General features: G+C 38.9%; 19 protein-coding genes. 12 read left to right on the top strand and 7 right to left on the bottom strand.

The window, feature by feature from the left end:
• The first annotated feature begins 405 nt into the window (after positions 1 to 405).
• Positions 406 to 3072: a hybrid sensor histidine kinase/response regulator gene (locus AAEU29_RS00315; protein WP_421971590.1), complete on the top strand. Its 2667-nt coding sequence runs from the start codon at positions 406 to 408 to the stop codon at positions 3070 to 3072.
• A 47-nt stretch (positions 3073 to 3119) separates the two neighbouring features.
• Here the strand turns inward: AAEU29_RS00315 and AAEU29_RS00310 are convergent, their stop codons facing one another.
• Together AAEU29_RS00310 and mutY are read right to left on the bottom strand one after the other, a co-directional pair.
• On the bottom strand, positions 3120 to 3392 hold the full coding sequence (locus AAEU29_RS00310; RefSeq protein WP_274763308.1) for an oxidative damage protection protein: 273 nt from the start codon (positions 3390 to 3392) through the stop codon (positions 3120 to 3122).
• A gap of 31 nt (positions 3393 to 3423) precedes the next feature.
• Complete coding sequence (mutY, locus tag AAEU29_RS00305) at positions 3424 to 4482, bottom strand: A/G-specific adenine glycosylase (RefSeq protein WP_421971589.1); 1059 nt, start codon at positions 4480 to 4482, stop codon at positions 3424 to 3426.
• A 163-nt stretch (positions 4483 to 4645) separates the two neighbouring features.
• Between mutY and trmB the strand changes: the two genes are divergently transcribed.
• Positions 4646 to 5371 carry a tRNA (guanosine(46)-N7)-methyltransferase TrmB gene (trmB, locus tag AAEU29_RS00300; RefSeq protein ID WP_421971588.1) on the top strand — a complete coding sequence of 242 codons (726 nt, stop codon included), beginning with the start codon at positions 4646 to 4648 and terminating at the stop codon, positions 5369 to 5371.
• 3 nt (positions 5372 to 5374) lie between these two features.
• A complete protein-coding gene (locus tag AAEU29_RS00295) occupies positions 5375 to 6397 on the top strand; it encodes a methyltransferase (protein WP_421971587.1) in 1023 nt (340 codons plus the stop codon).
• Here AAEU29_RS00295 and AAEU29_RS00290 read toward each other — a convergent pair.
• A complete protein-coding gene (locus tag AAEU29_RS00290; protein ID WP_421971586.1) occupies positions 6379 to 6837 on the bottom strand; it encodes a hypothetical protein in 459 nt (152 codons plus the stop codon). The genes AAEU29_RS00295 and AAEU29_RS00290 overlap by 19 nt on opposite strands.
• A 143-nt stretch (positions 6838 to 6980) precedes the next feature.
• Between AAEU29_RS00290 and AAEU29_RS00285 the strand changes: the two genes are divergently transcribed.
• From AAEU29_RS00285 to arcA, 3 genes are all read left to right on the top strand, one after another.
• A complete protein-coding gene (locus tag AAEU29_RS00285; protein ID WP_421971585.1) occupies positions 6981 to 8630 on the top strand; it encodes an ATP-binding protein in 1650 nt (549 codons plus the stop codon).
• Positions 8630 to 9139: a YfiR family protein gene (locus AAEU29_RS00280; protein ID WP_421971584.1), complete on the top strand. Its 510-nt coding sequence runs from the start codon at positions 8630 to 8632 to the stop codon at positions 9137 to 9139. Before AAEU29_RS00285 ends, AAEU29_RS00280 begins: the two co-directional genes overlap by 1 nt.
• Positions 9140 to 9258: 119 nt before the next feature.
• Entirely contained in the window at positions 9259 to 9972 is a 714-nt protein-coding gene (arcA, locus tag AAEU29_RS00275) for a two-component system response regulator ArcA (protein WP_274763315.1), read from the top strand.
• Here arcA and AAEU29_RS00270 read toward each other — a convergent pair whose 3' ends face one another.
• A complete protein-coding gene (locus AAEU29_RS00270; protein WP_421971583.1) occupies positions 9973 to 12294 on the bottom strand; it encodes an ATP-binding protein in 2322 nt (773 codons plus the stop codon).
• 42 nt (positions 12295 to 12336) lie between these two features.
• Positions 12337 to 14163, bottom strand: a complete 1827-nt coding sequence (locus tag AAEU29_RS00265) for a type 1 glutamine amidotransferase family protein (RefSeq protein ID WP_421971582.1) — start codon at positions 14161 to 14163, stop codon at positions 12337 to 12339.
• A gap of 254 nt (positions 14164 to 14417) precedes the next feature.
• On the opposite strand from AAEU29_RS00265, the gene AAEU29_RS00260 reads away from it, so the two are divergent.
• The 4 genes from AAEU29_RS00260 to AAEU29_RS00245 all read left to right on the top strand — a co-directional run bounded on the left by AAEU29_RS00260 (position 14418) and on the right by AAEU29_RS00245 (position 17586).
• Positions 14418 to 15008: a DUF2726 domain-containing protein gene (locus AAEU29_RS00260; RefSeq protein ID WP_421971581.1), complete on the top strand. Its 591-nt coding sequence runs from the start codon at positions 14418 to 14420 to the stop codon at positions 15006 to 15008.
• 111 nt (positions 15009 to 15119) lie between these two features.
• Positions 15120 to 15830, top strand: a complete 711-nt coding sequence (mtnN, locus tag AAEU29_RS00255; RefSeq protein WP_421971580.1) for a 5'-methylthioadenosine/S-adenosylhomocysteine nucleosidase — start codon at positions 15120 to 15122, stop codon at positions 15828 to 15830.
• Positions 15831 to 16784, top strand: a complete 954-nt coding sequence (locus tag AAEU29_RS00250) for a cobalamin biosynthesis protein (RefSeq protein WP_421971579.1) — start codon at positions 15831 to 15833, stop codon at positions 16782 to 16784.
• Positions 16762 to 17586 (top strand): helical backbone metal receptor, encoded by an 825-nt coding sequence (locus AAEU29_RS00245; protein ID WP_421971578.1) that lies wholly within the window; start codon positions 16762 to 16764, stop codon positions 17584 to 17586. Before AAEU29_RS00250 ends, AAEU29_RS00245 begins: the two co-directional genes overlap by 23 nt.
• Before the next feature lie 17 nt (positions 17587 to 17603).
• On the opposite strand, the gene AAEU29_RS00240 is transcribed toward AAEU29_RS00245, so the two are convergent.
• Complete coding sequence (locus tag AAEU29_RS00240) at positions 17604 to 18110, bottom strand: methylated-DNA--[protein]-cysteine S-methyltransferase (RefSeq protein ID WP_274763335.1); 507 nt, start codon at positions 18108 to 18110, stop codon at positions 17604 to 17606.
• Positions 18111 to 18142: 32 nt separating this feature from the next.
• Complete coding sequence (gene tyrS / locus AAEU29_RS00235; protein ID WP_421971577.1) at positions 18143 to 19342, bottom strand: tyrosine--tRNA ligase; 1200 nt, start codon at positions 19340 to 19342, stop codon at positions 18143 to 18145.
• 186 nt (positions 19343 to 19528) lie between these two features.
• Here tyrS and AAEU29_RS00230 point away from each other — a divergent pair, with 186 nt between their 5' ends.
• Together AAEU29_RS00230 and AAEU29_RS00225 are read left to right on the top strand one after the other, a co-directional pair.
• Positions 19529 to 20845, top strand: a complete 1317-nt coding sequence (locus AAEU29_RS00230) for a peptidoglycan DD-metalloendopeptidase family protein (protein WP_421971576.1) — start codon at positions 19529 to 19531, stop codon at positions 20843 to 20845.
• Positions 20846 to 20929: 84 nt separating this feature from the next.
• Complete coding sequence (locus tag AAEU29_RS00225) at positions 20930 to 23122, top strand: DUF6351 family protein (protein WP_421971575.1); 2193 nt, start codon at positions 20930 to 20932, stop codon at positions 23120 to 23122.
• Positions 23123 to 23317 lie beyond the last annotated feature (195 nt).

Raw genomic sequence — 23317 nt, 5'->3', positions numbered from 1 at the left:
GAATTTCACTAGACATTTGAGCGCTACGTGCATCTTGCTTTTGCGTTCTGCCTGTCTGGGCGTGCGGCGTATTAAAAGGGTTTTACCTCTTTAAGTCAACACTTTTTTCAAGATTTATATTCGTTTGAACACTTATCACCCAACTTGCACACAAAGAACGCAACACAAATGAATTCACTTTGCTAAATTCGTATGTAATAGTAAGATTTGTAGTGATTTTTTACTAGTTGTAAGGGTAAATTAACAATTTATTTGCTCTTACATTGAATAAATAACAATAATAACCAAATAAGCCCCATTAATTGGAGTAAGGTTTTTAAAATGTTTGCTAACAAGTTTTTGTCCCTCAAACTAATTCACACTATCAATGCCGTTGCCTTTGTCTTTTTCGCAGCCACACTATATATGGCAATAAACAGCTTTTCCCAGCAACAGGCAAATACAGCCCCCCCTTCAAGTTATACTAAACTTAATATTCAAACTATTGCAGACAAAGTTGATAGACCCTTAGTCGATGCGATTACCCGATTTGGTTTTAATAATGCAATTCAAATCATTCACTCTCTTAAATCGGTAGACAAACAACTCGATTACTACTTATTTAATTTAAAACGAGATGAGCTACAACTTATTAGCAAAACGGGTGGTAGCTTCGATAACCCACAAAATAAAACTTCTGTAATTGAGAATGACAATGCAATCATAGTAAGCCAACAATTAAGCCTAGATGATAAAATTCATGGTTTATTGGTAATTGAATATCAAAAGCCTTCGCAAATTGTTGCCGCGGCAACGTCTTCAAATGCTGCTTATGTTTGGTTTGCACTTGCAGCTATTAGCGGTATTTTCTGTTTAACGTTTTTACCTACCGCATTGTCTCGTAAAATTATTGCCAATACCCAAAAGTTAGATAATGAAATTAGCATGATCACAGAAAAAGGAGATTACCAACTTCGGGTTGATACAAATATTGGATTGGGTTTGGCACCCACTGCTGAACGTGTGAACTTATTACTAGATGCGGTAAATAAAAGTGAGCAACTTCATATTAAAGCAGAAAATGAATTACAAACGCTGCAATCAAGCTTAGAGCACCAAGTGGTAGCGCGAACTCAAGAACTGCAAAAAGCAATTAAAGTAGCAGAACGTGCTAATGAGGCTAAAACAACCTTTTTGGCAACCATGAGTCATGAAATTAGAACGCCGATGAATGGTGTGATAGGCACAATTGACTTACTGCGCAATACGACTCTTAGTGGCTCACAACATCGACTGAGCAGCATTATTCGTGAATCCGCTTTTTCTTTACTAGGTATTTTGGACGATATTTTAGACTTTTCAAAAATTGAAGCCGGTAAGCTTACGGTAGAAAACAAAGCTTTCAGCGTTGTAAATGTAGTTGAAGAAGTTGCAAAAGTAATGAGTTCAATTGCCCATAAGAGCAATCTTGAATTATCGCTTTATATTGACCCAGAAATCCCTGAAACAGTGTTGGGTGATGCAGTGCGTGTTCGCCAAGTGATTTATAACCTATGCTCTAACGCAATCAAATTCACGCAAACCAATGACGATATTCAAGGCCAAGTAAGTATAGAAGCAAAACTAACTTCAAATAGCCATGACTTTGACACAATTGATTTTATTATTAGCGATAATGGTAAAGGTATGGATAAAACGCAACTTGCGCGTATTTTCCAGCCGTTTAGCCAAGCTGAAGAAAGTATAACCCGTGAATATGGTGGTACAGGTCTAGGCTTATCTATTTGTAAGAGTTTAACCGAGCTAATGTACGGTAATATTCGTGTAAGTTCCGAGCTTGGTCTTGGCAGTGAATTTATCGTTAGAATTCCATTTACTAAAGATGAAAATGCCGCAAAAGGGAATCGTGGGCGCTTACAAAAACGTCGCATCGCGCTATATAGCCCTGTAGAGAAAAATAAAGAGCGTTTACGTTCATACCTAACTTATTTAGGTGCGGAGGTAACGCCTTTTAATCAAATTACGGATGAGCTCGCAGAGTGGCAATTAAAACAAGGGCTTATTTGGGTAATTGATGGCACCAACGAGATGGATGAAGCCAACAAGATTTTACGCAAAATTGCTTATAATCTGGAAGAACATAGCCAGCAAGCCATCGTGCTTGGTCGCTTAACTGAAGCAAAGCTAAATTTAAATAACCTCTTTTATTTATCTGCGATGCCTTTATGTAAAACGGCGTTCTTTAACTCGTTACTTATTGCAGCAGGCTTACAATCGCCAAAAGTAATCAATACACAACGTAAAATTAGCCCACTTACCAATGAGCAACATAAGGGTCGGTGCCAAGTATTGTTGGTTGAAGACAACCTTATGAATCAGCAAGTGATTTGCGATCAGTTAAACTTACTTGGCTACAGTGTAGATATTGCGTCAAATGGTGAAGAAGGCTTTGAAATGTGGAAAAACGGTACCTATGAGTTCGTTTTAACCGACCTGCATATGCCGAAGATGTCTGGCTACGACTTAGCACAAAAAATACGCCAAGAGTCGCCCTATCGTACCGACCTAAAAAATGCCACAACCATAGTCGCAGTAACAGCTAATGCATTAAAGGGTGAACGCGAAAAGTGTATTGAAGGTGGCATGAACGACTACATCACCAAGCCAGTAGAACTTAATGTACTAGAAGAGTTGATGGAGAAATGGTTGCCAAAAGCGCAAATACAAACCAGTACAACACCTATTTTAATTGAAAAATTAGAAAGCTATGTTGGTAAAGATGTAGAGCAACATCAACACTACCTCGATATGTTTGCCAAACATGGGCAGGACCTTGCTTTTGATATTTCAAGAGCATTAAAGCAGGAAGACTTAGAACAAGCTGGCAAACTGGCACATCAATTAAAATCAACAGCTAATACTATTGGCGCGATTAACGTAGCTGATGCGGCTCAAGCTATAGAAACTCTGGTTGAGCAAAGGCATGAAATTTCAAGTATAACACTCACCCATTATGCCGATGAGTTAGAGCGCAGCTTCTTTGAAGCAAATGAATACATTCATGATTATTTAAAAAATAGCCTTAAAAATTAAGGAATGCTGATTAAATTAAAAAGGCGCCAACACGTTGGCGCCTTTTTTTATTTTTCTACAGGTTTATAACCTTCAATTTCAACATCTTTATTTTCAAATAAAAAGCCAACCATTTGCTCTTCTAGAAACCCACGATGTTCTGGGTCCATCATATTAAGGTGCTTTTCATTGATCAGCATAGTTTGCTTGTGTTGCCACTGTGCCCATGCTTCTTTACAGATATTGTTAAAGATACGCTCGCCAATTTCACCTGGGTAAAGTTGGAAGTCTAAGCCATCGGCTTCTTTTTGTAACTTTTGACAAAAAACAGTACGTGCCATAATCAGTCTCACTTTAAACTTTGAGTGCAGTTTACCCTTTTCTGGTTAAAGTTTTAATTATTTTCTTTGTTGGAGTAGCAAGACCAACCTGTTGCTGCTCATGCAAATTAAACGCTAACACTTCTTTTTCTGCCACTTGCAATGGCATTTTTTCAACATTAATAACCACAGGTGTAATCATTAAGTTAAAGTGGCTAAACACATGTTTAAACTCAGTTAAAACTTCTTTTTCACCTGTCAGGTTAAGCGTTGCCAACCAATTATCTAACTCGCTTTCATTTGCAAATTCAAAAAAGCCAAATAGCCCTCCCCAAATACCAGAAGATGGGCGCTTTTCCATTAATACTTCATTATTTGATTTAACAATTGCCATTAAACATGACTTGGTCGGGTTGGTTTTCTTCGGTTTAGGATTTGGAAATTCTTTTACACGCTCAGCTTTATGTGCACCACATTTATCAACTAATGGGCAAGGATCACAATCAAACTTTGTGCGTGAACAAAGGCTTGCTCCTAAATCCATCATCGCTTGATTAAATTCAACCACATTTCCCTTAGGTGTTACTTGATCAGAAAGCTGCCATAAAAGATCTTCAACTTTCTTTTCACCATACCACCCAGACACCATAAAGAACCGCGCTAAAACACGCTTTACATTACCATCTAAAATTGGGTGATGTTGGCCAAGGGAAAGTGACAAAATCGCTCCCGCAGTAGAGCGACCGATACCCGGCAGTGCAATCACCTCTTCGATATTTGTTGGAAATTGACCCTGGTATTTTTCCACAATGATCTTTGCTGCTTTATGCAGATTGCGAGCCCGTGCGTAGTAACCTAAGCCTGTCCAGTGATGCAGCACTTTATCCTCATCAGCTTCAGCGAGTGACTCAACTGTAGGAAAACTTGCCATAAAGCGTTCAAAGTACGGGATCACCGTTATTACTTGTGTTTGCTGCAGCATAATTTCAGACACCCAAACTTTATATGGTGTTTTAGCTAACTGCCACGGCAAGGTTTTTCGTCCATATAAGTGATACCAATCAACAACTTGATCAGCAAACCACTTGCTTTCGCTTTTCTCTATTATCACGCACGACCCTAAATAGAATTGATTTAAATCGTCGCCAGTCTATTAAGGCAAACTGAAAATTCAAGGAATTGTTGCTATTTATTATAAAAAAGCAACAGCTTTACTTGAGCTAAATCCAACTTACGGGGATAATACGCCCCCAAATTTTCAACGTCGGTGAGATATGAGCGATACATCTAAAACTGCTTTAGAGCAAGCAGAACAAGAAGGTAAATACATTCGTAAAGTTCGCAGCTTTGTTAAACGCGAAGGTCGTTTAACTAAAGGGCAAGCAAAAGCACTTGAAGATAATTGGGCAACAATGGGATTAAACCACCAAGACGGCCTGCTTGATTTCACCAAAGTGTTTGGTAATGACAACCCTGTGGTACTAGAAATTGGTTTCGGTATGGGTAAGTCACTTGTTGAAATGGCAAAAAATGCGCCAAATACAAACTTTATTGGTATTGAAGTACACCGCCCAGGTGTGGGTGCCTGTTTAATGGATGCAAGCGAAGCTGGCGTTACAAACCTGCGTGTTTACGAGCACGATGCAGTAGAGGTACTTGCTGATTGTATCGCTGACAGCTCACTAGCTAAATTACAGCTATTCTTCCCTGATCCTTGGCATAAAAAGCGCCATCATAAGCGTCGTATCGTTCAGCCTGAGTTTGTTGAAAGCTTACGTGGTAAATTACAAATTGGCGGTGTTTTCCACATGGCGACTGATTGGGAAAACTACGCAGAGCATATGCTTGAAGTGATGATGGCTGCTGAGAAATTTAGCAATTTATCTCAAACCAATGATTATATGCCGCGACCAGAAGATCGCCCATTAACCAAGTTTGAACAGCGCGGCCACCGTTTAGGCCATGGTGTTTGGGACTTAATGTTCGAAAGAAAGGTATAAACCATGTTATCAGCTGCCAGCCAGGTATTAATTCGTAATCAAGAATACTTAGAAGCCGAATCTATTTTATTGGTAAACCATGTAAATGATGGTTTTGCTGAGCAGCTGTGTAACCTTTATCCAAACACATCGGTAACCGCATTTACCAGTATTTTAACCAACCAAACAGATGCAAAAAGTCAAAATCTTGAGCAAATAGTTGCAGCTGAATTACCTAATAAGTCTTTTGATTTAGTGGTACTTTTTTACCCTAAAGCAAAAGCTGAAGCACAAATGTTGTTGGATAATATTCGCGCTATAAGTTCAGAGACTACTCGCTTACTGGTTGTTGGTGAAAATAAAGGCGGTGTTAAGTCAGCTATCAAGCAACTTAAGAACGATGCGCAATTTTCTCGTAAAGTTGATTCAGCGCGTCACTGCAGTTTGTTTCAGTTTTCAGGTTTAACTATTAACCCTGATTTCCAACTAGCAAACTATGCTAAGCAATTTGAAATAAATGTAGCAGGAACACCGCTTAGTTTAGTCACTTTGCCAGGCGTATTTAGCCATGGTGAGCTTGATAAAGGCACTGAGTTACTGCTTGAAACAATTAAGCTAAATAACCCAAAAACCCTTCTGGATTTTGCGACAGGCTGTGGGGTTATCTCTACATTTTTAGCCAAACATTATCCGCAGTGCCAGATTATTGCATCAGACGTAAGCGCCCTGGCATTAGCTGCTGCAAAATTGACCTTCGCCCAAAACGGTGTAAATGCAGAATTAAAGCTAGCTGATGGTATTTCATCAATAAATGCAAAATTTGACTATATTGTGTCAAACCCACCCTTCCATACTGGTCTTGCAACTAATTACGATATCACCCAATTATTTATCGCTGACGCCAAAAAGCAGCTCAATAAGCAAGGTGAATTACTGATTGTTGCTAATAGTTTCTTGCCTTATGCAGATGCACTAACCGATGAATTTGGTGGTTTTAGTAAACTAGAAGACAATAAAAAGTTTACTATTTATTCAGCTAAAGCCTGATTTACCTTAAATTTTAAAAACTTAAGTGGGTAGCATTTAGTGCGCTTATTGATATGCGCAAGCTTCAGCGGCTTTTGCCTACCTATTGTTTTAACTAAATAAAGAGCTTTATTCTTCATCACATAAAAGGCTTTTTGTTTGGCAAATTTGGCATAACGTTTTGCAACATTTAAGTTATTAACCTGCAAAGCAATCGACAGTTCTCGGTAGAGCATGTTTTCTGAACCACCCCAAAGTAAAGAGTACTTGATATGATTTTTACGAAGGTGCTGGAATACTCTTTGCTCTAAAACACGATTTTGTTGTTTACTTTGAATCTGACCAAACGCATTCCACACACTTAAAATAAGTGTTAATGAACTCGCCTTCTTATGCTGTTTAAAGGGCGTAAATTTGGCTGTTTGATAAATTTGCCAAAGTGAAGATCTGTTATTTTCCATATGCTTGTTGATTATATACTCATATAACGTCTAAACTTGATGAGACGCCTTATCAAATTCGGCTAAATCGCGTTTATACAAAGATTTGCTTAAAAAGAGTGGCCTCAGTAACATGTAACTAACCCTGAAAAAAATAATGCGATATGCCAACTTCTCATAAAACAATAACAATTAGAAAGGCCTTAAGCCGTGCGGTGATCGTAATCACGTCTTTAAGCATACTGCTTTCAGTAATTGTAAGTACAGTGTTAGACGTTTCTAATCAAAAAAAGAACTTAATCGAAGAGCTTAATACGCTTGCAGGCATTATCTCGTTTAATGCTTACGTACCGCTTGTTTTTGTAGATAAAGATGAAATGCAAAAACAACTGAAGGCCTACGAAAAAATTGAGTATATAAAAAACATACACATTTATCAGGTAGATGACTTCACAGGCACAATTTCGCTTTTTGCGACATACGACACCGGCGATAACCCACCAATTCCATCACGTGTTAAAAAGCTTTCAAATAAAATTACTGCGAATGTTGAAGGTGACAATATCGAGGTCATATACCCTATTCGTACTGATGACATTGATGGCGTTAGCACTACAAGCCCGAAAATTGATGGATATGTTTACATTCTTGGTACCGACGCGCCAATACAAGAAGCATTAAAAAATAGAGTATCGATTGATGTTGTTGTTGGCTTAGTGATTTTGGTTTCAGTGTTATTAATAACACTTACTTTTCAACGTCGTTTTTCCCGCCCTATTGAGGCATTAAGTACAGTAGTAAAAGACGTATCCAAAAACAAAAATTACGATGTGATTGTGCCAAATGCGAAGATCACAGAACTCGACATGCTAGCAAAAAGCATTAACACACTATTTGCCCGCACTTTGGCACAACTTGAGCGCCAGAAAAAAGATGAGCAAGAAATTAGGCAACTTAACCAAAATCTAGAGCTAAAAGTTAACCAGCGTACCGTTGCATTAAAAGAAGCGAATCAGGAGCTACTGAGCACACTTGAGAGAATGCATCAGTACCAAACCAAAATCGTTGAAAACGAAAAAATGGCGTCACTTGGACAAATGGTTGCTGGTGTTGCCCACGAGGTAAACACACCTTTAGGCCTTGGTATTACTGGTTCAACACTATTAAAAGATAAACTTGAAGAGTTGAAATCACATTTTGACAATAAAACATTAACTTCTTCACATATGAGCCGTTTTATTGAAGATGGCGTTGAGAACTTAGATTTAATTTACCGAAACCTCAATCGTGCAGCTGAGCTTGTATCAAGCTTTAAACAACTAGCAGTCACCCACGAAACTCAAGAAGGTAAACGGATTAATCTATATGATTTTACCAATGAGGTTATTTCTACTTTAACTGGTGAGCTTGCTAAATTTCCACACGAAGTTAGCGTTGAGGGTGATAGAACCCTTGAAATTTGGACTAAACCGCCAGTAATTCAACAAATTGTTGAGAACCTTATTAGTAATAGTTTGATCCATGCTTTTAACTCCGAGCAGCACGGTCATATTGTGATAACCATCTCCGAGTCTAACAATAACGCAATTATTGATTACCAAGATGATGGTAATGGTGTACCAATTGATATTCGCAGCCGCATTTTCGACCCTTTTGTTACTACGCGTCGTGGTGAAGGTGGCAGTGGTTTAGGTATGCACTTAGTGTATAACCTTGTAACACAGGCGCTTGATGGCAGCATAAAACTCAATACTGAAGCGCAAAAAGGCGCGCATTTTATTATAGAAATCCCAATCATTGAGGGAGATTTCTAATGCGTGCTTTTTGTTTGCTTTGCTTACTTGTATTTAGTTCTGTTTCTTTCGCTAAAACAGCAGAGCAACTTCGTGCCGCGTATCTTATGCAAATTCCCGCGTTTGTAAGGTATACCAACACCAATCATAAGCCATACCAAATAACCTATTGCTTTGCTGAGCAGCTTGGAAAGGTCGGCGGCCTAATTGACGCACAGCAATCAGTCCTAAAAGAGCGAATGAGCTTCTCTTTGGTTGTTGTAAAACAAGCGAACGCAAATGAATTAAAAGAGTGTACTTACTTATATTTGGCCAAAAATACTGACAATATAGATCAATACATCAAACAAGCAGATACAAAAACAATTGCGATTGGTGAAGAACTTTCAGTAATGGAAGATGGTGCATTAATGTCACTGGTGCAAGAGCAAAATAAAATTCGTATTCATATTAATCGAACTAAGCTCGACGAAAATACGGTAAGTTTTAATGCTCGCCTTATGTCTCTGGCAAAAGTGGCCAACTATTAACTAATTGTAAGCTATCACTGACCCTGAAAACTTGTTTACTAAAGTGATAGCCCCTATAATCCTAAATTGTAAGTAATTACTGAAAATAATTTTAATTTACCTATAAGGGTTAAATAAGAATGCAGACGCCTGTGATTTTAATCGTCGAAGATGAAGACGTAACTAGGTTAAATCTTGTCAGCTTATTTGAAGCTGAAGGCTATAAAGTGCTTGAAGCCGTGGACGGTGAAGAAATGCACGAGCGTATTTCGCAAAATGATGATATTAACTTGGTAATTATGGACATCAATTTACCAGGGAAAAATGGTTTAATTCTGGCTCGTGAAATTCGTCAGCAGCGCAATATTGGCCTTATTTTCTTAACTGGTCGTGACAACGATGTAGACCGTATTCTTGGTTTAGAAATTGGTGCCGACGACTATATCACAAAGCCTTTCAACCCTAGAGAGTTGACAATTCGTGCACGCAATTTATTAACGCGCACTAACTCAAGCGGTGAAGAAGTTGAAAGCAATAGTTCTGGCTTACTGACATTTAATGGTTGGGAGCTAGATGAAAATAGTCGTTGTTTAACGTCTCCAACAGGTGATGTTAAGCGCTTACCTAAAGGTGAATACCGTGCATTACGTTTAATGCTTGACTCACCAGGCAGAATCTTCAGCCGCGAACAGCTTATTAAGCACATGACTGGCCGCGAGCTTCGCGCTAACGATAGAACTGTTGATGTAACGATTCGTCGTATTCGTAAGCATTTTGAAAGCGAAGCAAATACGCCTGAGCTTATCAGCACCATTCACGGTGAAGGTTATCGCTTTATTGGTAAAATCGATTAATTAATCGTTTTCATCCAATACTTGATTAAGGGCTTTAAGCCCTTTTTCTATGTCTGTAACAAGACTAACCAACCACGCTTCTAATTGCGCATCTTCTGCTGTTTCAGCATTATCTTCCATCTGTTTAGCAAGTTTCTGAACATCTTTTAACGCAACTGAGCCTGCCGCACCTTTTAATTTATGTGCCACAGATTTATATTCGCTGTAATTCTTATTTTGTAATGCTTGCTTTAATTCATTTAAATAGTTTGGCCAAAGCTTCTCAAATAATTGAACGCCACGAGCAAACGACTGCACACCCATAGAATCCACAAAATCTGTTAATGTTTCCATATCAAGTAAGTGACTATCGGGTATTTCAATATCAGATTGTTTAATAGCAGGAGCTTTTTCAAGCTCTACTGCTTTAGTTGAATGTGGGAAGAGCTCAGCAAGCACGCTATCAAGCTTGCGGGTATTTATCGGTTTCGCAAGAGAGCCTTGCATTTTAACGCCAGCTAAATCTTCTTCAGCGCGACGTACATTTGCTGTTAATGCAACTAACGGTAGATGATCAAATTCTTCTCTTGAGCGCACAATTCGTGCAACCTGATCACCATTAATGTCTGGCAGTTGCATATCTAACAACACTAAATCAAGATCATCTTCTGTTTCAATAAATGATAAGGCATCCTCGCCAGTTTCAGCCCAAATAACATCATGACCACGTTGTTCAAGTAAGTTTGTTGCAATTTCAGCATTTAATGGTACGTCTTCTACTAATAGAATATTTAACGGACGCCCATCATATACTTGCTGTACCGGTTGCTCAGTTAATACCAATGGGATTTCAATATTGAAGGTACTACCCTCTCCCATCTCACTATCTACATGAATATCACCTTCCATCGCAATAATAAGCGCACGTGATACTGCTAAACCAATACCTGAGCCAAGAGCATTACCACCAGAAAGATCTGGTACTTTGTAGTATAAATCGAATATTCTACTGAGTTCGTCTTTTGCAATACCAATACCAGTATCACTCACACTAACCTGCAAAAATGATTTACTACCCCGATAAACACGTTTGCAATCTAAAGTAACTGTGCCGTGTTGGGTAAATTTAACTGCGTTATTAATTAAGTTCCAAAGCACTTGGCGTAAACGCGTTGGGTCAATTTCAACATGAACGTCAAACACACCTTCTTGCAGCACTTTAAATTCAAGCTCTTTTTGCTGTGCGATCAAACCGCCAAAATTGAAAATATCATTTAGAAAATCAGCAAGGTTAACGCTTTCACATGCAATATCCAGCTGCTCTCTATCTACTTTGTCTAAATCAATAATGTCATTAAAAATATTGCCTAAGGTCTCGGCACTTGAAAACACCGTATTACACCAACTACGCTGTTCACTACTCAATTCAGTATCCAGTAACATGCGTGTTAAGCCAACAATACCATTGAGCGGTGTACGAAGCTCATGACTTAAAGTCGCTATAAACTTACCTTTATCTTTGTACGCGGTTTCTAAATCCTGCTCAGCTTGTTTACGCGATGTAATATCACGGCCAAAACCTAGTAACCCAATGTACTCTTTATTGGGGTTAAAAAAAGGTACCTTACGCATCTCAAACCACCGTAAATCTTCATTCACCTTGCAGCTTACGTCTAAGGTAACAGAGACATGATTTTGCTGAACCTCGTTATCGGTGTTTAATACCGAAGGTGTTTGCCCTTTTCCAAAAATATCATCGGCGCGACGCCCTATCAGTTGATGGGAAGATAACCCCATCACTTCTTCGAACATTCTGTTGCAGCCAGCGAATCGCCCTGAATTATCACGGTAATAGAATAAATCGGGAGATGAATCAACAATCGATCGCAAAAGTACTTCTTGCTCATCTAATTCTTGCTGTGTGCGTTTACGTTCAGCAATTTCGCGACGAAGCTCTTCTATTGCACGGCGTTTTGCTTGGAAAGCGAGTTTTCTGTCGTCAATTTCATTATTTAAACGGCGAATATTCTCTTTAAGGCTTTGGTTGAGAAGCTTTTCTTGCTTAGTCGCGCTCTCTATATAGTTATTTGAGGTGCTTAATTGGTGGTTAATATCAAAAATCGAAATGATAAAAAGCGGCGCCAGTATGGCTGCGAATACCAACATACCGACTACTTCAAGCCAAGGGATCTGCCCTAGCGAAATATAATAATAGATACAGGCAACAGCGAGGGCGATTAATTGAATTAAAATGAAAATAACCGCTCCGGCCTTACCTGTGCCAAAGCGGTCTATTAATCGATTAAGGGCTAAAACCCAAAAGCTTGTCGGTGAGCTAATCATAATTGTTAACTATAGTCCAAGTTATAACTCACCTTGAGAAAGTTAAAGTGGTTGTGCAACCGTCAACTTATTAGCTACCTGAGATAAAGAACATACTTGGAATTCACCGCCACGTACTTTCACAATTCCCAAACGCGCTAAAGCTGAACTATTTTGCGAAATCGAAATGTTAACTTCCTGTTCATTCACTGTGTCATTACCCAGGGCTTGCTTCGCACCTGTTTTACACATCATTTCATTTAACTTATAAAAATTATCGCGAGCAAGTGCTTGTGCCGAAGTTACTTGTGGTTGAGAACCAGTTAATTGAGTTGCATACTTCCAGCTTGGAAACTCAACAGACACATTACCGTTACGCAATGAAACTTGGTCACCATGGGTAAAGTAATGGCTGGTAAACTCACGCACACCTTCTTGATTATTCTCTTTTGCTACTTCAAATAACCACAAACCACCAGAGCCAATTACTTCAACTTCTGAATGCGTTTCTTTGGTTTGCATTACTACAGACGTTTTATTATCCAAACCAAATAAGCGTTGATTAGAGCTAAATAATGCCGCATGAATACCACGCAATTGCTTACCACGCTCAGATACTTGTGTATCAATAATGCCACTTGGTAGGAAAGGTAAAATTGCCGACTCTACCACAGCAAACTCACGTTCGCTTTCAAGTGCAATACAATCTGCACCTAGGCTACATGCATCATTACCTGAAGCAAATGAAACAGGCTCAACTGTATTAATCTCATTCACAACACCGGTTAAAATACTTAACGGTTTTGAATTACTGGTAATAGCATTAATACTGCCACCTTCAACGGCAACCAGTACTTCGTTGTTTTTATACATATCAACGATTTTATCAAGCGCAGCACTGTGGCTGCCTGTTGGTGTATAAAATGCGTGATAACTTAATAACGGGCTACCATCAGCAATATAGATAGCATCCATACGTTTAATCGTGCCAAGTAGTGGTTCTGATTTTTTACATTCACTCACTTGCTGTTGGAATAAATCAGGGTAAAGCACTTCACGACGGAAACTTGCTAGGCGCTTAACCTGAAAATCTTCCAAGCTATCACAGGCTGTTTTCTCGTAGTCTTTTGCAGTAATTGCGGTTTGCATTGCGGCATCAATTGGTAACCACGTTGCTTCAAAGCCTACTTGCTCGAATAAATTTAAGTAGTAATCCACTTTAGCGTATGGGTCACGGTTAGTGCCAGTAATAACAGCAATACGTGGTTTACGTTTACCACCAGCAATTTCCGCACTTAAATCATATAATTTTTGATAAGCCAGAGACGCTTCAACGTTTGTGCTCTGGGCTAAATTCACTTGGGTTTTTAAGCGGTTGTTACGGCCTTCAACTTGCTTTTGCTCAAGTAAGTCAAATAAATTGCGTCTTTCAAACTCATATAAACTTTGCCAAATATCACGACCAGAAACTGACTCTTCACCCGCTTTTGTCGTAACACCACGCAATGCTCGCACAAATTGACGCTCTGTTAGTTTTACATTTTCAAATTTAGGTTTAACTGTCTTTAAAATATCAGCAACTTGTTTTTTTAGTTCTTCTTGTTCTGTCCATGGGTATTCAGAAACACGGACTAATGCTTCATCAGTAATATCAAAAATAGCTTTTTGTTTTACATCATCAGAAAACGAATTTTTACCAGCTTCAGTACAGAAGCGTTGGTTTTCACTAGAACAAACTGTGAGATCATCAGAGAGCAGCACTAAAGTACTGGCAGAGGCAGTTGTTAGCGGTGCTAAAGCAACAAAAGAAGTTGCAAGCATTGTATTAACAACAGTTTTTACGTTTTTGCTAAACGTTTTATTTAACAGGCAAAGTCGAGCGAAGCGCATAATTAACACCATTTATTGTTATTTTATTGCGTCAATCTAGATACCGAACAGTGCGTTGCGGCAATACCCAAATTCGAATGAGCACAACGGAATCTTCAAATTTTACCTAGGTTCTCCGCGAGTAACAAGTAGTGAAGGACGTTAAGCAGGCTAAAATCATCGTTTATATACTTAAAAACAAAATTAATTGTGGCATTCAAATTGCTTAAGTTTGTTTGTAAAAATTTGCGTCAAAGTTTTGATTTGGAGTATTTATGGAACTTGTTTCTTTATTAATTTTAGTACTGGTAGTTGTGGCAGCCTTTGTTGCTTCAAAGTTTACCCATTCGGGAAACCCCTACCCATTCACACAAAAGAAGTCGCTATTTACACAGGTAGAAACCGCATTTCTTAACCTTTTAGAAAAAGCGATTGGTTCGGATTATAAAATTGTAAGTCGTGTACGACTGGTTGATGTGTTAGATTTCCAACCAGGCACAGACGATAAATCTCGTCGCAGTGCGCTGGCAAAAGCACAAAATAAGCAATTAGATTATGTACTGCTTGATAAAGAAAGCCTAAAAATTGTCGCAGCAATTGACCTTGTGAATAACGCAAGCAAGAACGGCCATAAAGCGAAAAAAGATTGGTTTGTAAATGGCGCTTTAGAATCTGCTGGCATTCCACTAATTCGTATTAAAGTGAAATCAGGCTACAAAGCACAAGAAGTAAGACAAGCCATCTTATTTAAATTGGGCAAACAAGTGAATACCAGTAAGCCTATTCGTAAATCAACGATTAAAAATACCCCTGTGCTATCACCTTCACAAATTAAGTCACAGTCAACCGCACTGGCACAAGTTTAAACTTTCTTATAAAAACCCGCATATTGCGGGTTTTGTTTGTCTATTGCTTGTTAACCTAGCTATAATTCCGCCATATTTATTTTATTCGCTTTCTAGATAGGCAAAATCATCATGAAAATCGGTATTATCGGCGCAATGGAGCCTGAAGTAGCAATTTTAAAAGCTGCTATCGAAAACACGCAAATCACTGAACGTGGTAGTTTCACTTTTTACCAAGGTCAATTGGCAGATCAGGACGTTATTTTAGTTCAGTCAGGTATTGGTAAAGTTGCTTCGGCACTTGCTACAACGCTAATGATTGAACTTTTTGCACCTGACTGCATCATTAATACGGGTTCTGCAGGTGGTTTTGAACAAAGCTTAAACGTAGGCGATGTGGTTATTTCAAGCGAAGTTCGTCATCACGATGTTGATGTTACTGCTTTTGGTTACGAAATGGGTCAAGTACCACAAATGCCTCCTGCGTTTATTGCACATAAAACACTGGTAGAAAATGCAGAAAAAGCGATTGCTTCTATGTCGAAAGGCATTAAAACAATGGTTGGCCAAATTTGTACAGGTGATTCATTTATGTGTGACCCTGTTCGCATCGAAAAAACACGTGAGCAGTTTCCAAATATGCTAGCTGTTGAAATGGAAGGCGCAGCTATTGCACAAGTATGTCATCAGTTAAATACACCATTTGTGGTTATCCGTTCACTTTCGGATATTGCCGGTAAAGAGTCACCAGAGTCATTTGAATCATACCTAGTAAAAGCGTCAGAAAACTCTTCTGAAATGGTTATTGCATTACTAAATAACTTAAAGCAGGTTTCTCTGTAAGTGGGATTTGAACTCCCACTTTTTTCTATCAGTGCATGGAGCACCTTGCTGCTTGCACTGATTACTTCCTTTATATATCTACCCGCTGAATATCACCCTACACCGCTAATTCGACTATTAATTGGCAAACTTGCAAAACGCATTTATGACGATAAGTCATCCCCATTTTATCTAGTATTTTCGTCTCTGTTTTTAACCTCATTAATCGTTTGCTGCTTTACCATATTAAGTATTGGCGTTATTAGCTTTGCCCATTTCCCAATCGCATTTGAGTTACTGGTTTTGTTTTTATTTATTTCTAATCCGTACAGTAACCCAAAACTAAAACGCGCCACTTGGTTGTTGGCACAGAATCAAAAACCTGTGGTACGCGATATTTTGAGCCAATTTTTAAGGCGCGACACCACTAATTTATCTGAAACGGGAATGATAAAAGCAATTATCGAATATCAAAGCTTAAGCTTCGTGCGTCAATTTTTTATCCCCTTGGTATTTTATTACTGCTTTGGTTTTGTGATTGCCTTGGTATATTGCTTAACACTTATCTGCGCCAATGCATATTCAAAAGAAACACCACCCAATAGTAAATTTAGCCTTGCAAGTAACGCCATTATTGCCGCGTTCGAATATATTCCATTACGCCTATTTTGCTTGCCACTACTATTAAAACCGCGCACCAATGGTTTTCATTATCTTTCTTTATTTGTCAGTAATGGTTATAACAAGAATTCTTGCTTTCTACTTTCATGCCTTGCCGGATATATTGACAAACAAATTGGTGGCCCTGCTTTTTATCAAGGGGTTAGGTACAGCAAAACACGCATTGGGCCAAAACATTTACCCAAAATAGATGCCATTAAACACGCTAAAAATGCACTTCTTTTTGCTAGCCTATTTTGGCTTGTGATTATTTTATTGTTGGAAACAATTTATGCGCTTACCCATTATCTATAGTCTTGTATTGTCATTTTTCTTTTTTTTCAGCCATGCTCTTTCAGCTTCACCTAAACGTATTGCCACACTTGCTCCTCACTTAACGGAGTGGACCTATTCACTTGGTAGTGGTGATCACGTAATCGCGGTAAGTAGCTATAGTGATTTCCCTGAAGATGCAAAAAAGCACCCAATAATTGCTGATGCAAACGGCATAAACTTAGCAAAGTTAGTTGAGCTAAACCCCGACCTTGTTTTAGTTTGGCGCTCGAATGCCAAACTTGGGCAAATTGAAAGAATGAAGCAATTAGGGCTAAATGTATTTATATCAGATCCACATACGCTCGAAGATATCGAAAAAGAAGTTACAGCGCTTGGTGAGAAGTTAGCGCAACAAGTCGCGGCCAAAAACTACACCACACAATTTAAAAGCGATATTGCACAATTAAAACAGCACTACCAAAAGTCACAATTCGCCCCAGCGTTTTTTCAGCTATGGCATACCCCTATTATGACTGCAAATAAGCACACTTTGGTTAATCAAATCTTTGAAATATGTGGCCTTGAAAATGTGTTTGCTGCAAGTGATGTTAATTACCCAACGGTTAATAAAGAACAAGTAATGCTGAAACAGCCTGAATTTATTGTGATTTCAGAAATGGATGAACACAATGTGCAGTCTGAGATTTGGCAAGGTATGGTATCTATCCCTGCTGTGAAAAAAGGGCAAATAATCAAGCTAAATCCTGATCATTTACATCGCTACACCAACCGTGTGCTTATTGCTGCCAATGAACTTTGCCACAAGGTTAGTGCTTTTTAATAGTAATGTTTGAGGGTTTAGATTAAGCCCTCAATTTCAAGTAATCGCTGTTTAGCATCAAGCCCACCAGCATAGCCAGTCAATTTACCATTACTGCCAATAATACGATGGCAAGGCACAATAATTGATATTGCATTGGCACCATTGGCATTTGCCACCGCGCGAACCGCACTTGGCATATTCATCGACTGCGCTAATTGACCGTAACTTTGTGTGTTTGCAAAAGGAATTGTCATCAGTGCTTGCCAAACCTTTTGCTGAAAGTCAGTACCAACCAACTTCAACGGCAATGAAAATTCGCTAAGTTCTTTTGCAAAATAAGCTTCTAACTGATTTATTACCTGCTTATTAAACTCACTTTTAGCAAATATAAACTCAGCCTTAAGCCCATTACTAATTCGTTTATCTACACGCGACCTTGCTTTACGATTTTGCCAATCACACAAGCATAATTGTTCATCTATAGACCCTATAAGCAATTCACCTACCGGGCTTTTATATTCTGTGATAATTATTTTAGACATATAAAAAAGCCCACTTTCGTGGGCTCCTTTTATTAATTTACAGTTACTTTTGCAAATTTACGTTTACCTACTTGGTAAACTTCACAACTGCCAACTTCAATCAGCATTTTGCTATCAGACACTTTTTCTTTCGCATTGATTTTAACAGCACCTTGCTTAATCATACGAATTGCTTCTGATGTACTTGCAACTAAACCAACTTCTTTAAGTAAGCTAGCAATAGTAAGTTCGCCATCTGCCGTAATTGTTACTTCAGGAATATCATCTGGTAACGCATTTTTTTGGAAACGCTTAATGAAATCTTGATGTGCTTCTTCAGCAGCTTCCGCAGAGTGGAAACGAGCAATCATTTCTTTTGCGAAATCAATTTTAATATCACGCGGGTTAATACCACTCGCTACTTTTTCTTTAATCGCTTCAATCTCTTCAATGCTTAACGCACTTAGTAGCTCGTAGTAACGCCACATTAAATCATCAGAGATTGACATTACTTTACCAAACATATCGTTTGGTGCGTCCGTAATACCAATGTAGTTACCTAATGATTTAGACATTTTTTGAACGCCATCAGTACCTTCAAGTAATGGCATCATTAATACTGTTTGCGGCTTTTGACCTTCGTCTTTTTGCAATTCGCGACCCATTAACAGGTTAAAACGCTGATCGGTACCACCTAACTCAACATCTGCTTCAAGAGCAACCGAATCCCAACCTTGTACAAGCGGATATAGGAACTCATGAATTGCAATTGACTGACCACCAGCATAACGCTTTTTAAAGTCATCACGCTCTAACATACGCGCAACCGTCTGACGCGCAGCCAGTTTAATCATGCCTGCTGCACCTAACTTTTCCATCCACTCAGAGTTGAATGCAACCGTTGTTTTTGCCGGATCAAGAATTTTAAATACTTGTTCTTTATATGTTTCTGCATTGGCAAGCACATCTTCACGAGTTAACGGTTTACGCGTTACATTCTTACCTGTTGGGTCACCAATCATGCCCGTGAAGTCACCAATTAAGAAGATAACTTCATGGCCAAGATCTTGGAATGTCTTCATTTTGTTGATCAGTACAGTGTGACCTAAATGAAGATCTGGCGCTGTTGGATCAAAACCCGCTTTGATTTTTAATTTTTTACCTGACTTTAGCTTTTCAACTAATTCTTCTTCAATCAGGATTTCTTCTGCACCACGCTTTATTTCCGCTAACGCAGCTTGGATATCAGCCATGTATTTCTCCATTTACCAAAGCACATTTGTGTACTTTGACAAAAAATTCATTTTTAAGATAACAATTTCTTGATTCTACCCTATATTCTGGTCACTTTAAATGCACAAAACACTGGCACTACAGGTCATATAAGGTTATTCTGATTTTATTCACTTTTATTTAATTAATGTAGCAAAAGGCACATTATGGTTTTGCAAGTAAAAAAACTACCGAAAAAACATAAAATGTTGCTCGCTGGGGTAGTTACATTTATTACAGCTTTGGTGCTTCTACCCTCTGAAAAGGCGAGCGCGTCAAGGCAAACCAATCAAGATGCGCTTGAAATTGGCAAGCGTTATGAACTTGCAATTGAAGTAGAAAAATTAGAACAAGAAACTGCTGCGGCCAAACCTGCTGTGGAGTTGCCTGTAGTAACTCTTGATTTTAAAGAGTTCAAAGTTAAAAAAGGCGATAACCTCGCAAAAATCTTTAAACGAGCAGGTTTTTCAGCTTCTACTCTGCATAAAATTATTAATGCAAATAAATTAAACAAACAGCTTACTAATATCCATCCCGGTGATTCGCTGTTTTTTGCCGCAAACGAAAACAACGAGCTTATTCAATTAAACTATCAAATTAGCCGCACAGAAACTTTAATTGTTAAACTCAACGATGATCAAACAATTAGCTCAAGCCTTGATAAAAAAGACATTGAAAAACGCACTGAATATGCATCAGGTATTATTGATTCAAGTTTTTGGAATGCAGGAATAAGCGCTGGCCTTAATGAAAAGCAAATCATTAATTTTGCTAATATTTTTGGTTGGGACATCGACTTTGCCAACGATTTGAGAAAGGGCGATGCATTTACGCTAATCTATGAAAATCATTATGTTGACGGTGAATACATTGGTACAGGTAAAATTTTAGCTGCTGAATTTATTAACCAAGGCGAAAACTATGCCGCAGTGCGCCATACCGATGATAATTTCTATACCCCAGAAGGTCGTAGCTTACGCAAAGCTTTTTTACGAGCACCGGTTAACTTCAAATATATAAGCTCAAGCTTTAATCCACGCCGTAAGCACCCTGTTACTGGTCAAGTTAAAGCACACCGCGGTATTGATTACGCAGCAAAAACTGGTACTCCGGTTGTTTCAGCTGGTAACGGTACGGTGATTAAAGCTGGTTACAACAAGTACAATGGTAATTATGTCTTTATTCGCCATGGGCAAGAATACGTAACCAAGTACCTTCACTTGCATAAGCGCAAAGTTAAACGCGGTGAAAAAGTAAAACAAGGCCAACTTATTGGTACTGTTGGTGCAACTGGCCGTGTTACAGGCGCACATTTACACTATGAGTTTTTAGTAAACGGGGTTCATCGTAATCCACGTACTGTTAAGCTACCAAAAGCTGAGGCGTTACCTAAATCTGAATTAGCCAGTTTTAAGCCTTATGCTCAAAATATGGTTGCGAGTTTACAGAAAAACAGAGAGTTACAACTCGCTCTAGCAAAATAGCATATTAGGCACCTTCGGGTGCCTTTTTCGTTCTAACAGAGCAAATATCTTCTGCCTATACTTAAGGCTAAGGAGGAAGATATTATGTTGTTTATTTTACTCGTCAGACGCCTCATTCTTATAAGCCTTTGTTCTTTTTTATTAACTTGCACTCCTGCACCTCATTCCCAGTTTCGCGTTTTAAACACCGCACCTTTACAAACGGCAACCCAATTGGATGTTGAGTCACACATTCGCTTTAGTAAAAGACCAACAGATTTTGTTAAATACCCACTTGCGCTTGGTTCCGTAGGCCCCGTTACACCTCTTTACGCAGGCGCAAATCGCTACCCATTTTCCTGTGACACAATGCGCTCTGGGCTTGGTCAACCCGAGGTAGATAACCAGCAAGCATTTGGAACTGCTGTCTATCGTGAAGATGAAACAGGCAAAATCACCAATACTATTGTGGGCTACAGTAAAGACTGTTTAGCACGCTCAAAATTACGTTACTTTGCTCTTAGCGCTGAGGGTAAAAGTGATGAGATTTTCTCCCTTTCACAATTTAAAAGAAAAGAAAATAGCCAACAGCTGCTACTCATTAGATTAGAACAAGGGACAATTAACCGACATATCTACACCATTGCGATGCCAATTACACCACACGAATTTGGTAGTTGGAAAACTCGCTCTCTTTGGAACAACAAACTCATTTATCAGTTTGCTGGCGGTGTTGGCATTGGCTTTCGTCAAGGCAAAGTTAATCCAGCTAAATTACTTAATCGACGCTATCGCGAATTACATCAAGGCTATGCAGTAATTACATCAAGCGCCAACAAAACAAGTTATACCTATAATATGCTCCTTGCCGAGGACACTGCTTGGCGCGTTAAACGCCAATTTGAGTCACTTTACGGTAAACCTAAATATACCATTGGCATTGGCGGCTCTGGCGGTGGCCTTGCTCAATATCTAATAGCACAAAATAGCCCAGGCTTAATTGATGCAGCTATCCCGCTCTACTCTTACCCTGACATGGTTTCACAAACTATCTACGCCTTAGATTGCGATTTATTTAACACCTACTACCACTTTAAAAGTGAGCTATCGCAGTGGGATAACAGCGTAAAAAAACGTGCTGTTGAAGGCTTAAATAATGCAGAAATTGAGCATAAATCTTGGTTTTACACACCTATCAACCAACTGCTAACAGGCACTACAGTGTATCGCCCAAAAGTATACAGTGAATGTGTACATGGTTATTTTGGCTTAAGTAGTCTTGTTAATAACCCAGCACAAGGTTTTTTAAAGCCTTTATTTAGTCAAACTGTTAATCAGCAAACTAACTGGAGTTATTGGCAAGACTTAGCGCTTATTACACAGCAAAAAGATGAAACGGATGCCCCTGCGCTTTGGGACAACCAAGGTGTGCAATATGGTTTAAAAGGGTTACAGCAAGGAGTATTAACACCCGAAACGTTTTTGCATCTCAACTACCATATTGGTGGCTGGAAACAGCAATCGAAACAGCAACCTGAGCAGTTGTTGTTTTTTCCTTTTGTTAAAACACCCATATGGTTAACGCAATGGAGTCGCCACAATATAACGAGTGCAGACGACAAGCCAGCACAACGTACTCAATCAAATATCGCGGCAATTCAACAGGCCTATCGCTATGGCCAAGTTTATTTAGGGGTAAATGATATACCTACTATCGATATTCATCACTACCTCGAGGAGCAGCTTGATATGCACCATATATCTACTTCTTTTGCGACTCGCTTACGAATACTGAAACAACATGGCAACCTTAAAAACCACCGAATTTGGATATCAAACAAGCACTACACGCCACTTAATGAAGCTTTTGAAACTTTAGATTTGTGGTTAACCACACAAAAAGCGCCGTTAAACGCCAGTGATCGCTGCTTTGGTGAAAAAGGTGAAGTTATCGCTGATGGAGAAGATGTATGGAATGGTGATTGGAATAACCAAGACGACGGAGAGTGCATGCGTCATTTCCCAATTTATACCAACTCACGCATTCAAGCTGGCGGCCCTTGGGCTGGCAGCGTATTTAAATGCCAGCGAATTTCAGTGGAGCAGGCTATAAAACAAGGTGTTTACCACCCTATCGATATGGCCCCTTATCGTGACAAGTTAGCACAAACATTCCCAAATGGAGTGTGCGACTACAGCAAACCCGATTTAGGAAACCCATTTAGCGCATTAAATGGTAAATTAAGCTTATCACCATTGAAATCATTACCAGTGGCCAAATCCAGCGAGCAATCTTAGCTGTTTGCTGCTCTGAAAATCGCACACCCGATTTTTCAATCAGTGGAATAATGACAATTAATGCCACAAAAAGCACAATCAACAAAATGAAAACATTCATTTAAAACAATCCAATGTATTAGCTTAGAAAGTGATTGTATCGAGAAAAGTGCAGATAAAAAAGCGGCCGAATTAACGGCCGCGAAATGAGCTGGT

Source organism: Pseudoalteromonas aquimarina, from assembly GCF_049257255.1.
In the GTDB taxonomy this organism is placed as follows: Bacteria; Pseudomonadota; Gammaproteobacteria; order Enterobacterales; family Alteromonadaceae; genus Pseudoalteromonas.
Note: the sequence above shows the minus strand (reverse complement) of the source record. Positions and strands in the feature narration are given on the sequence as shown.